General features: G+C 66.2%; 12 protein-coding genes. 2 read left to right on the top strand and 10 right to left on the bottom strand.

What is annotated here, in order from left to right; genetic code table 11:
- Positions 1-808 precede the first annotated feature (808 nt).
- From BME24068_RS05340 to hpnI, 9 genes are all read right to left on the bottom strand, one after another.
- A complete protein-coding gene (locus tag BME24068_RS05340; RefSeq protein WP_124829109.1) occupies positions 809-1,849 on the bottom strand; it encodes a GlxA family transcriptional regulator in 1,041 nt (346 codons plus the stop codon).
- Positions 1,850-1,870: 21 nt separating this feature from the next.
- A complete protein-coding gene (locus tag BME24068_RS05335) occupies positions 1,871-2,671 on the bottom strand; it encodes an ABC transporter ATP-binding protein (RefSeq protein WP_096507485.1) in 801 nt (266 codons plus the stop codon).
- 21 nt (positions 2,672-2,692) lie between these two features.
- Positions 2,693-3,406 carry an ABC transporter permease gene (locus BME24068_RS05330; protein WP_014897604.1) on the bottom strand — a complete coding sequence of 238 codons (714 nt, stop codon included), beginning with the start codon at positions 3,404-3,406 and terminating at the stop codon, positions 2,693-2,695.
- Positions 3,403-4,092 (bottom strand): ABC transporter permease, encoded by a 690-nt coding sequence (locus BME24068_RS05325; RefSeq protein ID WP_057927803.1) that lies wholly within the window; start codon positions 4,090-4,092, stop codon positions 3,403-3,405. Before BME24068_RS05325 ends, BME24068_RS05330 begins: the two co-directional genes overlap by 4 nt.
- Positions 4,093-4,358: 266 nt before the next feature.
- Positions 4,359-4,916, bottom strand: a complete 558-nt coding sequence (locus BME24068_RS05320; RefSeq protein WP_096507486.1) for a hypothetical protein — start codon at positions 4,914-4,916, stop codon at positions 4,359-4,361.
- Between the two features lie 88 nt (positions 4,917-5,004).
- Entirely contained in the window at positions 5,005-6,048 is a 1,044-nt protein-coding gene (locus tag BME24068_RS05315) for a lysylphosphatidylglycerol synthase domain-containing protein (RefSeq protein ID WP_174925392.1), read from the bottom strand.
- A complete protein-coding gene (gene hpnK, locus BME24068_RS05310) occupies positions 6,045-6,929 on the bottom strand; it encodes a hopanoid biosynthesis-associated protein HpnK (RefSeq protein WP_174925391.1) in 885 nt (294 codons plus the stop codon). The genes BME24068_RS05315 and hpnK overlap by 4 nt, the downstream gene beginning before the upstream one ends.
- Positions 6,930-6,932: 3 nt before the next feature.
- The gene (gene hpnJ, locus BME24068_RS05305) at positions 6,933-8,375 is read right to left on the bottom strand and encodes a hopanoid biosynthesis associated radical SAM protein HpnJ (protein WP_319002646.1); all 1,443 of its coding nucleotides are present in this window, start codon (positions 8,373-8,375) and stop codon (positions 6,933-6,935) included.
- Between the two features lie 176 nt (positions 8,376-8,551).
- A complete protein-coding gene (gene hpnI, locus BME24068_RS05300) occupies positions 8,552-9,727 on the bottom strand; it encodes a bacteriohopanetetrol glucosamine biosynthesis glycosyltransferase HpnI (RefSeq protein WP_174925389.1) in 1,176 nt (391 codons plus the stop codon).
- Between the two features lie 639 nt (positions 9,728-10,366).
- Here hpnI and BME24068_RS05295 point away from each other — a divergent pair.
- Positions 10,367-11,365 carry an LLM class flavin-dependent oxidoreductase gene (locus BME24068_RS05295; protein ID WP_174925388.1) on the top strand — a complete coding sequence of 333 codons (999 nt, stop codon included), beginning with the start codon at positions 10,367-10,369 and terminating at the stop codon, positions 11,363-11,365.
- A gap of 24 nt (positions 11,366-11,389) precedes the next feature.
- On the opposite strand, the gene BME24068_RS05290 is transcribed toward BME24068_RS05295, so the two are convergent.
- Positions 11,390-12,451, bottom strand: coding sequence for an alpha/beta fold hydrolase (locus BME24068_RS05290; protein WP_174925387.1), 1,062 nt, complete (start codon positions 12,449-12,451; stop codon positions 11,390-11,392).
- Between the two features lie 177 nt (positions 12,452-12,628).
- Here BME24068_RS05290 and pdxY point away from each other — a divergent pair, with 177 nt between their 5' ends.
- Positions 12,629-13,489, top strand: a complete 861-nt coding sequence (gene pdxY, locus BME24068_RS05285; protein WP_096507492.1) for a pyridoxal kinase PdxY — start codon at positions 12,629-12,631, stop codon at positions 13,487-13,489.
- Positions 13,490-13,658: the final 169 nt, after the last annotated feature.

Raw genomic sequence — 13,658 nt, 5'->3', positions numbered from 1 at the left:
TTGCCCTCCCGGCGGGGGTGGGGCTTTGGGGGGGCCGGTATTTAAGCGATTTTTGGGGGTCGCCTGCTTTTTCGTGAAGCACCTGTGATCGTGTCGGTCTATTAGCGTCGCCCCTGCGCGGGGCGGCGGTTACTTTTCTTTGTCTTGCCAAAGAAAAGTAACCAAAAGAAAGGCGCTGTGAGAACGCATGACTTCCCGGTGCCGTAGCCACCGGAGTGGCCCTCGCCTAAGTGTCCGCGCCAGCCAGGAACCCGGAGTGGTTCGAGCAATGGTTCTGACACCTTCCCCTACCCAGCAGAGCGGTATACCGCCCGCCAGCTCCATCCTCGCTACGCTCGGCCGCAAGGTACTTCCGTCGCAATTCATGCGCCCACGCACCATTGCCCTATGCCCATGATCGCAGAGGATACCGATCCATTTATTGGATGCATGCGTGGTCAATTACGATTGCGTAAAACAATCGACCGATAGCGATCGCGTCAAGAGGGGCGCGGACGGGTGAACCTGTCGGCCGAGCGAAGCGAGGACGGAGCTGGCGGGCGGTATACCGCTCCGTAGGGTGGTGAGAGGTGTCAGAACCATTGCTCGAACCACTCCGGGTTCCTGACTGGCGCGGACACTTAGGCGAGGGCCACTCCGGTGGCTACGGCACCGGGAAGTCTTGCGTTCTCACAGCGCCTTTCTTTTGGTTACTTTTCTTTGGCAAGACAAAGAAAAGTAACCGCCGCCCCGCGCAGGGGCGACGCTAATAGACCGACACGATCACAGGTGCTTCACGAAAAACCCAAGCGCACTGCCACCCCGAGCGTCAATCTTTCCCGCGCTCGACGAGCGCCCCACCGCGAGGCTCGCTGCCACCGCCCGTCTGCTTCTCGAGCCAGGCCCGCCGATCTTCCCGAGGCGTGACGCCAAACCGCTCGCGATAGGCATTAGAAAAATGCGCAGCAGAAGAAAACCCGCAAGCAAGACTCACCTGAACCACTGACTTGCTGGTTCGCTGCAGTTGAGTCCGTGCCTTGAGCAATCGGAGGTTGAGGTAATACTTGGAGGGCATCGCCCCGAGATACTGCCGAAAGAGCCTCTCGAGCTGCCGGCGTGAAACGCCAACGAGCCCGGCGATCTCATCGGTCGTCAAGGGATCCTCGATATTGGCTTCCATCAAAAGCAAAGCATCATTCAACCGGGGATGCCGCTCACCGGGCGCGGTGACAAAAGGAATCCGCTGCCGCTCCTCGCCGCTGCGCAGCGTGCCGGCGCCAAGCGCGTCGGCAATCCGCTCCGCGAGATCAACGCCATGCTCCCGGCCAATCATGGCCAGCATGAAGTCCACGGTGGCTTGCCCACCGGCACAGGTCGCCCGATCGCGATCGATCTCGAAGATCTGCTGCGTGACGATCGAGCGTTCGAACTGCTCGGCGAACTGCTGATACGTCTCCCAGTTCACGCTCACGCGATACCCGGAAAGCTGCCCGGCCATCGCGAGCCACCACACGCCGTGGTGAATCCCGGTCACGACGGGCGTGCGCTGCCCGACCCGCGCGAGACTCGCGAGAAACAAACGGTAATCGGCAAACTGCTGAAACCGCTCCGACACGACGATCAGCCAGTCGCACGCGATCGCATCGTTGAACGCCGCATCGGCATGCCACTGCGCACCGCCGGCGAGCGGCACCGGCCGCCCGTCCCACGAACACACCTGCCAGCGATACAGCAAGCGCCCGTCGATCTCGTTCGCGAGATTCAACGCATCGACGATCGGACCCACACCCGACATCGACACGGGCGGCAATGCAACGATCGCCACCTGCGTCGTGCGGGTGGCGCCTGCGGGACGAGACACCGGTACCACGTATGACACCCGCCCTTCGCGTTACTTGAGACTACCCGACAGGAACTGCTTCAGACGCTCGCTCTGCGGACGCACCAGCACCTCCTTCGGATCGCCCTCTTCCTCGGTCCGCCCCTGATGCAGGAACATCACGTGATTCGACACGTTGCGCGCGAAGCCCATCTCGTGCGTGACGACGATCATCGTGCGGCCTTCCTCGGCGAGCTTCTGCATCACCTTCAGCACTTCGCCGACCAGTTCGGGATCGAGCGCCGACGTCGGCTCGTCGAACAGCATCACGTCGGGATGCATCGCCAGCGCACGCGCAATCGCGACACGCTGCTGCTGACCGCCCGACAGATGCGACGGATACTGCTTCTCGACGCGCGGCGGCAAACCGACCTTCTCCAGGTACTCGCGCGCACGCTCCTCGGCTTCCTTCTTCGCAATGCCAAGCACGTGCACCGGCGCTTCCATCACGTTCTCGAGCACGTTCATGTGCGCCCACAAGTTGAAGTGCTGGAACACCATCGCGAGCTTCGTGCGGATGCGCTGCAACTGCTTGTGATCGGCAACCTCCAGCGCACCGGCACGGTCGGCTTTCGTGCGCACGGTCTCGCCGTCCACGACGATCTGCCCCGCATTCGGCCGTTCGAGAAAATTGATGCAGCGCAGGAACGTGCTCTTGCCCGACCCGCTCGCGCCGATGATGCTGATGACGTCGCCGGCCTTCGCATTCAGCGACACGCCCTTGAGCACTTCGTTATCGCCATAGCGCTTGTGAATGTCGACCGCGGCAAGCTTGGTGGAAGCGGACGCGCTCGTTTGAGTGATCTCGGCCAACTGGCTCTCCTCGAAGTGAAATCAATGACGGCCGGCCGCGAGATACGCGAGCCAGTGGCGCTCCGCCCGGCGAAATGCCGCGACGAGTGCGAACGATACCGCAAGATAGATCAGCGCGGCGATCCCGAACGACTGGAACGCCATGTAGGTCGCGGAATTGGCGTCACGCGCGACCTTCAGAATGTCGGGCACGGTCGCCGTGAACGCGACGGTGGTCGCGTGCAGCATCAGGATCACCTCGTTGCTGTACAGCGGCAGCGCACGGCGCAGCGCCGACGGCAGGATCACGCGGCGATACATCGTGAACGGCGACATCCCGTAGGCACGCGCCGCCTCGACCTCTCCGTGCGGAATCGCACGAATCGCGCCGGCGAAGATCTCGGTCGTGTACGCACAGGTGTTCAGCGCGAACGCGAGAATCGCGCAGTTGAAACCGCTGCGGAAGAACGCGTCGAGCAACGAGTGCGAGCGCACGAACTCGAGGCTGTACATGCCGGTGTACATCAGCAGCAGCTGCACGTAGAGCGGCGTGCCGCGGAACACGTACGTGTAGAAGCGCACCGGCATCGACACCCACTTCTTCTTCGAGACGCGCGCGACCGCGAGCGGCACCGCACACACGAAGCCGAGCGAAATCGACGCGACGAGCAGCCACAGCGTCACCGCAAGGCCGGAGAGGCGCTGACCGTCCCAGTAAAGGAACGCCTGGCCGAATTCCTGGAGGATCTCGATCATAGTTCTGCGTGCCGCACGCCCATGGAGTAACGCTTCTCGAGCTGGATCAGCACGAGGTTGGAAACGGTGGTGATCGCGAGGTAGATCAGCGCCGCGATGAGGATGAAGAAGAACATGTTGAACGTGCTCTTGCCGGCGTCCTGCGCAGCCTTCACGACGTCCGCGAGGCCGATGATCGACACCAGCGCGGTCGCCTTCACGAGCACCTGCCAGTTGTTGCCGATGCCCGGCAGCGCGAAGCGCATCATCTGCGGAAACATGATCCGCACGAACACGCGCATCCCGCTCATCCCGTAAGCCGCGCCCGCCTCGAGCTGGCCGCGCGGCACGGACAGAAACGCACCGCGGAACGTCTCGGTGAAGTACGCGCCGTAGATGAAGCCAAGCGTCAGCACGCCGGCGACGAACGGATCGATGTCGATCTGGTCCCAGCCGACGAGGTCGGTGAACTGGTTCAGCCAGATCTGAATGCTGTAGAACAACAGCAGCATCAGGACGAGATCGGGTACCGAGCGGATCAGCGTCGTATAACCGGTCGCGATCGCTCGCACCACCCGGTTATGCGACAGCTTCGCCACCGCGCCGATCAGCCCCAGCGCCACCGCAGCGGCGAGCGACAGCACCGACAGCTCGATGGTCTGCACGGTGCCGGCCCATAGGACGGGACCAAAGCCGTAAAGGAACACGCGCGTCTCCAGTGTTGATATGGACACCGGCACGCATACCTCTCCCGCGCCGGGCTGACGCGGATAGTCGCAAGCGAAATTGATTGCCTCAAATCACCGTACGCGCGATTGCTGCGTCGCAGCAATTCATCCCGTCATTTGCAAGCGCGGGCTATGCCGCTGTTTCAAAAGGAAAAAACCCGCTTCCTGACAGTCGGATGACACGCAGGGAAGCGGGTTTTTTGCAATTTTCCGGTCGCTTTTTCGATATAGCGCCGCAGGCGGGCTCACCGCCCCTTCAGGATGTCGGAGCGCGAAGTCGTATAGACAAGCCCGTCCGGGCCGAAATGGACGTTGAAGAATGCATCGGTGTTGACGCCGTCCTCGAGCCAGCGCCAGCTCCACACCGTCTCGGGCTTCAGCGGATACTGCGCGATGTCGCCCGGCTTGCCGAGCAGGCGCCGCACCTCGTCCTCGTTCATCCCGGGGCGCACCTTCGCGAAGTTCTCGGCGGTCAGCACCTGCGTCGCGCCCAAGTAGTGCCCGCTCGCGTCGAGGTCGACGAACCAGGTCTGGTTGCCCATCGGGCCGCGCGGATATTCGAGGCGCTTCGAGCCGTCCGTGAATACACGCTCGGTCTCGGGCTTGCCCATCGTGCCGCGCACGTCCTCTTCGGTCGATACGCCGGCCTTCAGCCCCTTCAGCAGCAGCGGCGCCGGCTTGATCGCGTTGAAAAAATCCCTGATGCGTTGCACGTCGAGATTGCCTTGCTTGTCGTCGCAACCGGTCAGCGCCAGCGCGGCGGCCAGCATCGTCACGGGAAGCAGCCGGAAACGGAAAATCATCGGAAGAAATGCGCGTCGAGAAAACACGCGGCAAGGATACCCGCGCCACGCCAAAAGTGCGAGACGGACCGCGCGGCTCGTCTCGCGTTCAATGCGTCGTTTCGGTCCGGACCTCGGCCTCGCGGGCCGCCGGCTGCGGGGTGCGCGGCGACGCCGCCAGCGCCCCGATGCTGCGGCGCGCACGCACGAGTTCGGCAAGCTGCCACGAACCGAGCGCGAGGCAGCCGAACAGCACCTCGCGACCGCGCTTGACCAGCGCGAGCGACAGCGCCGCTTCGCGGTCGACGCCGAACATCTGCGCGAGCAGCACGACGGTCGCCTCCTGCACGCCGAGGCCGCCCGGTACCATGAACGCCGCATGCCGCACGGCCTGCGTCATCGCCTCGATCGCGATGGCGCCGCCGATCGACACCGGATGACCGAGCAGCGCGAGCGCCCAGTAGATTTCGAGCGAGCCGAGCACGTAGCCGGCCAGCTGCCAGAAGAATGCGCTGAACAGCAGGCCCGTGCGCGACATCAGCGCGTCGATGTCGCCATCGAGCCGCCGGCCGTCGACGCCCTGCAGCAACCGGTGCGAATCGCCGAGCAAACGCCCCGCGAACCGCTCGATCGCATGGAACACGCCGCCGCGACGCATCAGCACGACGCCGAGCACCGGCAGCGGCAACGTGAGCAGCAGCGCGAGGCCGATCGTGTCGCCGCCCATGTCGTGCGTGGTCGCCAGCAGCAGCACGAGGCCGAGCGCGGCGAACGCATACTGGACGACGATCGTCACCAGCACCTCGACGATCACCGACGCGGTCACGCGGCTCGCGTCGGGCACCTGCCAGCGCGCCATCCGGATCCCGACCAGCTCGCCGCCGATCCCGACCACGGGCAGCAGCCGGTTCACGGCCTCGCGCACGGTCGCGATCCACCACAGGAACGACAGCGACGCGCGACGATCGAGCAGCTGATGCCACGCGTACGCGTCGAGCAGCAGCGGCAGCGCGTGAAACGGCACGAGCCACAGCAGCGCGTAACCCGCGTGCCCGAGCATCCGCGACACGTCGCCGATGCCCTCGCGCAGCCCCAGCGCGAGCAGGATCCCGACGCCGATCGGCCAGCCGAGCCATTTGATCCACTTGGTCATGACGGCTGCGCTCCCGGTTCGCGCGACGTCCGCGCGCCGCGGTGCGCGGCTGCCTGGCCGAACACGTCCGCAAACCCGCCGGTCACGACGCCGGCCGCCTTCAGCGCGGCCGTGACGCGCGGCGACAGCAGCGCGTCCAGCTCGTCGACCGGACGGTAAGCGGCCATCGTCGGCGTGATCGGGCCGTCGCCGGCCTCGGCCGGATGGCAGTAGATCTCGCCGACACCCGGCGGCAGCGATGCGAGCGCGTCGAGCAGCACGGCTTCGTCCATCGCGCCCGTATGTTCGATCCCGACCACGTAGTCGTTGTGCGCGAGCCCGGCGCGGTCGAGCCGCGCGCGCACGAGCGCGATCCACGGCTTGAGCAGCGCGGGCGCGCTCGTTTCGTACGGCAAGCGCACCGCGCGCAGCCCGTAGTCGCGGCCGATCTCGATGATCATCGACAGCACGGTCGGATGCAGGTGGAAATGCTTGTGCGCGTTCACGTGGTCGAGCGGCAGGCCGCTCGCCGCGAACGCGTCGAACTGCGCGCGGATTTCGCGGCGCAGCTGCGCACGCACGTGCGGCAGAAAGAAGAAGCGACAGCCGTCCTTCGCCATCGCATCGCCGAACCGCCCGTCGGGGCCGACGAGCGCGGGTATTTCATGCGCGGGCAGCGTGGCCGGGCCGTCCGCGAGCACCAGATGCAGGCCGACCGCGAGCGACGGCAGCCGCCGCGCGCGGTCGATCGCATCCTGCGCGGCCGGCGCGCCGACCATCAGGCTCGCGGCGTTCAGCACGCCGTCGCGATGCGCGCGCTCGACCGCCGCGTTCACGCGCGGGTGCAGCCCGAAATCGTCCGCGGTGAAGATCAGCGCCCGCGCTGCCCGCTGCGTCGTCACGAATCAGGCCTCGTGCGCGCGCAGGAAGCGGAAGAACTCGACACCTTCGCGCAGACGGCGCTTCATCATGTCCCAGCTCGTCAGCATCTCGCGAACGATTTCCCAGATCTTCGACGGACGGAAGTAGAACTGGCGATAGAACTGCTCGAGGTGGTGATAGATCTCGTCGCGCGACAGGTGCGCATAGCCGATCGCCGCGAGCTGCACGCCTTCCTTGCTCACCAGGTTGATGGTCTTGTTCTCTTCCATCCAGCCGTTCTCGACGGCCTGCTTGTACAGCGTCGTGCCCGGATACGGCGCGGCGAGCGACACCTGGATCGTGTGCGGATTGATTTCCTTCGCGTATTCGATCGTCTTCTTGATGGTTTCCTGCGTCTCGCCCGGCAGGCCGAGGATGAAGGTGCCGTGGATCTTGATGCCGAGCTTCTTGCAGTCCGCGCTGAAGCGGCGCGCGAAATCGGTGCGCACGCCCTTCTTGATGTTCACGAGGATCTGGTCGTCGCCGGATTCGAAGCCGACCAGCAGCAGGCGCAGGCCGTTTTCCTTCATGACCTTCAGCGTCTTGTACGGCACGTTCGCCTTCGCGTTGCACGACCACGTCATGCCGAGCTTGCCCAGGCCGATGGCGATGGCTTCGGCGCGCGGCAGGTCGTCGGTGAAGGTGTCGTCGTCGAACATCAGTTCCTTCACTTCCGGCATGTTGTCGCGGATCCACTTCGCTTCCGCGAGCACGTTCTCGACCGAGCGCGTGCGGTAGCGATGGCCGCTGACCGTCTGCGGCCACAGGCAGAAGGTGCAGCGCGACTTGCAGCCGCGGCCCGTGTAGATTGACACGTACGGATAGTTCAGGTAGCCGATGAAGTAGTTGTCGATCTTCAGGTCGCGCTTGTAGACGGGCGCGACGAACGGCAGTTCGTCCATGTTCTCGAGGATCGGCCGCGCTTCGTTGTGCTCGATCGAGCCGTCCTTCGCGCGCCAGCTCAAGCCCTTGATCTGCGGGAACGGCATGCCCTCGGCGATTTCCTTGCACGTGAAGTCGAATTCCTCGCGGCACACGAAGTCGATTGCCTCGCTCGCCGTGAGCGAATTGTGCGGATCGACCATCACCTTCGCGCCCACCATGCCGACCAGCAGCGACGGCTTCATCTTCTTGAGATCCTGCGCGAACATCGCATCGGTCGGAAACGACGGCGTGCTCGTGTGGATGATCACGAGGTCGTAGTCGTTCGCGATCTTCAGCGTCTCTTCGACCGACAGGCCGTCGGCCGGCGCGTCGACGACGCGGCTGCCCGGCACGAGCGCGGCCGGCTGCGCAAGCCACGTCGGATACCAGAAGGAACGGATTTCGCGCTTCGCCTGGTAGCGCGAACCGGCTCCGCCGTCGAAGCCGTCATAAGAAGGGGCCTGCAAGAACAGCGTTTTCATGAATGCTCCGGTAGCCTGCATAGTTCGATTCGTTTCAACGATTCAGTCAATCACCCGCGGGCCGCCCTGCCGGCGCCCGCTGCCCTGTCATGTCGCGCCGCGCGGCGTGGCCGCGCGGTGCGTCTCGGCCCTCGGGCCGGATTCGGTCGGCAGCGGGTTCGCCGCTGCTCCCGGATGTCTTGCGCCGCCGACATGCGTCAGCGGCCGTCGCCGCCTTCCACCGCTGCCGTCGCGCGCTCGCCGCCGACGACCGTCATCCTCGCGCCGCGCCACACGACGTGCGTGCCGAACACGGCCGCGAGCCATTCGAGCGCGAGCAGCGTGTCGCGCACCGCAACGAGCGGCAGGTCGCGCCAGAACGCGCGCCAGCCATCCTCGCCGCGCGCGTGCAGCACGAGCCGCCCGAACGCGCCCACGACGGCCGCCCCGCCGGCCAGCGTGCCGGCGAAGGTGCCGTCGAGCCGCAGCGCGAGCGCCGCGCCGATCGCGAGCCACGGCGCGGTAAACGTGATGAACAGGAACGCGAAGCCGCCCGGGTTCAGCGAACGGATCGTGCGCAGCCAGCGCGTCTCGCGGTGCCAGAGCGGCCCGAACGACGGCTCGATCACGTCGGTCGCGACGTCGACCTCCGACAGCACGGTGCGCCGCCCGAGGCGGCGCGGCAGCTCGGCGAGCCAGAAATCGTCGGCCAGCTCGTCCTTCAGCGCGAGAAAACCGCCGATCCGCTCGAGCGTGTCGCGCGTGAGCGCGAGCGTCGCGCCGAAACCGAAGCGGCTGGAGCGGCCGAGGTACGTAATCCGCACCGACGGCGCGAACCACGCGTCGACGAACTGCGCGCCGATGCGCGTCCAGAACCCGCCGACGCTGCGCGCATGATACAGGCACGTGACGACGCCGACGGACGCATCGGCGAGCGGCGCCGTCACGCGTTCGAGGTAGTCCGGCTTCACCGCGATGTCGCTGTCCGCGATCACGATGCGGTCGTACTTCGCGCGCTCGGCGAGATTGATCAGGTTGCTGACCTTCAGGTTCTTGCCGTGCACGCGCGCGTCGATCACGAGCGTGATGTCGCATTCCGGATAGTCCGCCCGCAGCCGCTCGACGACCGCGATGGCCGGATCGGCTGCCAACGCGACGCCGAACAGCACTTCATGACGCGGATGGCGCTGTTCGCAGAACGTCGCGAGGTTCTCGTACAGGTGCGGCTCCGCGCCGCACAGCGGCTTGAGCACGCTGACGGGCTCGAAACCGTCGCGCGCGGCGGTGCGCGGCGTGCGCGGCCCCGGCGCGAACGCCGCGAGGAGCGCGTAGCCGGCCGCGGCCAGCACAGACACGACGAGGAGCCAGTCGAGCAGTGTGACGGTCGGCGTCATGCGCGACGCCTCCCGCCGACCCGGGCGCCATGGCAGTCGATCGAACCTGATTGAACGTGATTGTGTATTCCGACAGCAACGAACGCGGGCACGACCCGACTCCTTGTTCCGGCAGCGTCAATGTATTGGGGTGGCACACCCATTCCCCGAAAGCGGCCATGCCCGGTTTCACGTGGCGCATCGACGCGCCAAGCGCGGACGGGATACGGGAAGACTCGAATGGCAGCGTCGGCACAACATGGACAGGCGGCGGATTTTAGCAGCCCGCACCACCCCGCGCTTGGGCACCGCGCGAAACGGACTGGTGCGATTCCCGCAAAGCTGCGCTGCCGATCGAACCCTCCGGCACCGCCACGCTCACATTAGCGTAAGCGCTTTGCAGGCGTATTGCAGCCTTTGAAATCAAACGATTCGTGCAAATTTGTACGTCGATGCGAAGACATGTCCAATCGCCGTAAAGATTGGTAATTATTTGGAGATTAGATCGATTTTTGCAACGATCATATCAATCCGCCTTGCGCCCCTGAAAGGCGCATGGGTATCCGCGCGGCGCCAGCGCGTTCCGGAACCCTTTGGCAAAATCGTCGACATCTGTTGCGCACGCGCATCACTGCGCCCCTCCCTTTCGAAGGCCACCCGATGACTCCGTTTTCCGTACTCGATCTTGCCCCCATTCCCGACGGCGCCGATGCCGCACAGGCTTTCCGCAACACCGTCGATCTCGCGCAGCACGCGGAGCGCCTCGGCTATCAGCGCTACTGGCTGGCCGAGCATCACAACATGCCCGGCATCGCCAGCGCGGCGACCGCGGTCGTGATCGGCCACGTCGCCGGCGCCACGAAGACGATCCGCGTCGGCTCGGGCGGGATCATGCTGCCGAACCACGCGCCGCTCGTGATCGCCGAGCAGTTCGGGACGCTCGCGTCGCTGTATCCGGGACGCATCGACCTCGGCCTCGGCCGCGCGCCCGGCACCGACCAGACGACGTCGCGCGCGCTGCGCCGCGACCTGATCGGCAGCGCCGACTCGTTTCCGGACGACGTCACCGAGCTGCAGCGCTACTTTGCCGAGCCGGTGTCCGGCCAGCGCGTGCGCGCGGTGCCCGGCGCGGGGCTCGAGGTGCCCGTGTGGCTGCTGGGCTCGAGCCTCTTCAGCGCGCAGCTTGCCGCGATGCTGGGGCTGCCGTTCGCGTTCGCGTCGCACTTCGCGCCCGACTACCTGATGCGCGCGCTCGAACTCTATCGCGCGCAATACCGGCCGTCGGCCGCGTGGCCGAAGCCGCATGCGATGGTCGGGGTCAACGTGTTCGCGGCCGACACCGACGACGAGGCGCGGCGCCTGTTCACGTCGCTGCAGCAGCAGTTCATCAACCTGCGCCGCGGCACGCCCGGCAAGCTGCCGCCGCCCGTCGACGTGCTCGAGGCGAGCGAGTTCGAACTCGCGAACGTCGCGCATGCGCTGTCGTTCGCGGCCGTCGGCTCGCGCGACACGGTGCGCGACAAGCTGCGCGACCGGATCGCGCAGACGGGCGCGGACGAGCTGATCATCACCGCGCAGATCTTCGATCACGCGGCGCGCGTGCGCTCGTTCGAGCTGGCCGCGCAGATCCGCGACGAACTCGCGAGCGAAACCCGCTGACCGGCCGGCGCGCGCGCCGTCGCGTCACTGCGGGCGCACCGCCTCCAGCCCGTCGAGCAGCGCCTTGTGGAACGCGTCCGGATCCTGGATCTGCGGCGCGTGCCCGAGCGCCGGGAATTCGACGAGCTGCGCGCCGGGGATCGCCGCCTGCGTGCGCTTCGCGAGTTCCGGGTAATGGCCGAGCTTCGCGTGCACGTCGGGCGGCGCGACGTCCTTGCCGATCGCGGTCGTGTCCTTGTCGCCGATCAGCAGCAGTGTCGGCACGCGAATCGCGCCGAGTTCGTAGACCACCGGCTGCGTGAGGATCATGTCGTAGATCAGCGCGGAATTCCACGCGACCGCGTCGCGGCCCGGGCCGCGATACATGCCGGCGAGCATCTGCACCCAGCGCTCGTACGACGGCGACCACTTGCCCGCGTAATAGGTCGACTGCTCGTAGCGGCGGATGCCGTCCGCCGTCGTCTTCAGTTCGCGCGCATACCAGTAGTCGACCGACAGCGGCGGCACGCCGAGCGCCTTCCAGTCCTCCAGGCCGATCGGGTTCACCAGCACGAGCTGGTCGGTCGCCTTCGGATACATCAGCGCATAGCGCATCGCGAGCATTCCGCCCGTCGAATGACCGACGATCGTCGCCGATTTCACGCCGATCGACTCGAGCAGCGCATGCGTGTTGTGCGCGAGCTGCTGGAAGCTGTACTGGTAGCGATCGGGCTTCGACGACTTGCAGAAGCCGATCTGGTCCGGCGCGACCACGCGATAGCCGGCGCGGCTCAACACGCCGATCGTGTCTTCCCAGGTCCCCGCGCAGAAGTTCTTCCCGTGCAGCAACACGACGGTGCGGCCGTTCGGATGGGCCGGCTGCACGTCCATGTACATCATCTCGAGGGTTTCGCGCTGCGACACGAACGCGTAGCGGTGCACCGGCTCCGGATACGTGAAGCCTTCCAGGCGCGGGCCGTATACGGGCCCGTCGTTGCCGGCGCTCGCCGGGACGGTGGCCGCGAAGGCCGGCGCGCACGCGGCGGCGACACCCGCGCCGAGCACGGCCGCGCGGACAAGGGACAACATCTTGCAAATCGAAAGCATGGCGATCACGGGGTAAAGGGAAATGCACGCGGGCAGCCGGACGGCTCCGCCGCCCCGCGATTCTACGCGGTCGGTTGACGACGGCGCGCAACACTCGATGGCCGCGCGACTTCCGCGCGCGCGATGAACTCGGGTATCGTGTGACGTGACCCCTGAAACGCGTGCAGGCGAATACCCATGAAAAACGTCCTCAGCATTCAGTCGCACGTCATCTACGGACACGCCGGCAACAGCGCGGCCGTGTTCCCGATGCAGCGCCTCGGCGTCAACGTCTGGCCGCTCAACACCGTCCAGCTGTCGAATCACATGCAGTACGGCCACTGGGCCGGCAGCGCGATCGACGCCGCGAAGATGGAACAGCTCGTCGACGGCGTCGCCGCGATCGGCGCGCTCAAGCGCTGCGACGCGGTGCTGTCCGGCTTCGTCGGCTCGCCGGCGCAGGCGCGCGCAACGGTCGAGATCGTGCGCACCGTGAAGACGATGAACCCGAATGCGTGGTACTTCTGCGATCCGGCGATGGGCCAGACGGGCGGCATCCGGCCCGAGCCCGGCGTCGAGGAGTTCATCGTCCAGGAAATGCCGGCGCTCGCCGACGGCATGTCGCCGAACCACACCGAACTGCAGAAGCTCGCCGGGCGGCGCATCGAGACCGTCGCGGAAGCCGTCGACGCGTGCCGCGCGCTGATCCGCCGCGGCCCGAAGATCATCCTCGTCAAGCACCTGCACGACCGCAACAGCCCGGCCGACCGCTTCAACATGCTCGCCGTCACCGAAACCGAAGCGTGGATCGGCCAGCGTCCGCTGTATGCGTTTCCGCGGCATCCGGTCGGCGTCGGCGACCTCACCAGTGCGATCTTCGTCGCGCGCCGGCTGCGCGGCGACTCGGTGCGCGCCGCATTCGAGCACACGCTGGCAGCCGTGCATGCGGTCGTGAAGGCGACCTACGACGCGCGCCGCTACGAGCTCGAACTCGTCGCCGCGCAGGATGAAATCGCGCGCCCGAGCGAATGGTTCGGCGCGTGGGTGACCGACGCCTGACGCGTCCGTTTCACTCGTTTCACCGGCGTGCGATGCGCGCCGCCCCGCCGCTCCACCACCGCCCCTTCTCACGCACGCTCGTCGGCGCAACGCCGGCCGAGGCTCGCCCGGACCGCGCATGCAAACGTTTCCGGACTTCACATGAATGACACCGAATCCTCGCTATGCT

The organism is Burkholderia anthina, from assembly GCF_902498995.1.
GTDB classification, from domain to species: Bacteria; Pseudomonadota; Gammaproteobacteria; order Burkholderiales; family Burkholderiaceae; genus Burkholderia; species Burkholderia anthina.
The sequence above is the reverse complement of the archived record's forward strand: the minus strand, read 5'-3'. Positions and strand labels throughout refer to the sequence as shown.

Excerpts from the sequence above, each read along its gene's own strand:
- BME24068_RS05320 (WP_096507486.1), bottom strand. The coding sequence starts at position 4,916 with ATGATTTTCCGTTTCCGGCTGCTTCCCGTGACGATGCTGGCCGCCGCG.
- hpnJ (WP_319002646.1), bottom strand. The coding sequence starts at position 8,375 with ATGCAGGCTACCGGAGCATTCATGAAAACGCTGTTCTTGCAGGCCCCT.
- BME24068_RS05330 (WP_014897604.1), bottom strand. The coding sequence starts at position 3,406 with ATGATCGAGATCCTCCAGGAATTCGGCCAGGCGTTCCTTTACTGGGAC.
- pdxY (WP_096507492.1), top strand. The coding sequence starts at position 12,629 with ATGAAAAACGTCCTCAGCATTCAGTCGCACGTCATCTACGGACACGCC.
- hpnI (WP_174925389.1), bottom strand. The coding sequence starts at position 9,727 with ATGACGCCGACCGTCACACTGCTCGACTGGCTCCTCGTCGTGTCTGTG.
- BME24068_RS05315 (WP_174925392.1), bottom strand. The coding sequence starts at position 6,048 with ATGACCAAGTGGATCAAATGGCTCGGCTGGCCGATCGGCGTCGGGATC.
- BME24068_RS05290 (WP_174925387.1), bottom strand. The coding sequence starts at position 12,451 with ATGCTTTCGATTTGCAAGATGTTGTCCCTTGTCCGCGCGGCCGTGCTC.
- BME24068_RS05295 (WP_174925388.1), top strand. The coding sequence starts at position 10,367 with ATGACTCCGTTTTCCGTACTCGATCTTGCCCCCATTCCCGACGGCGCC.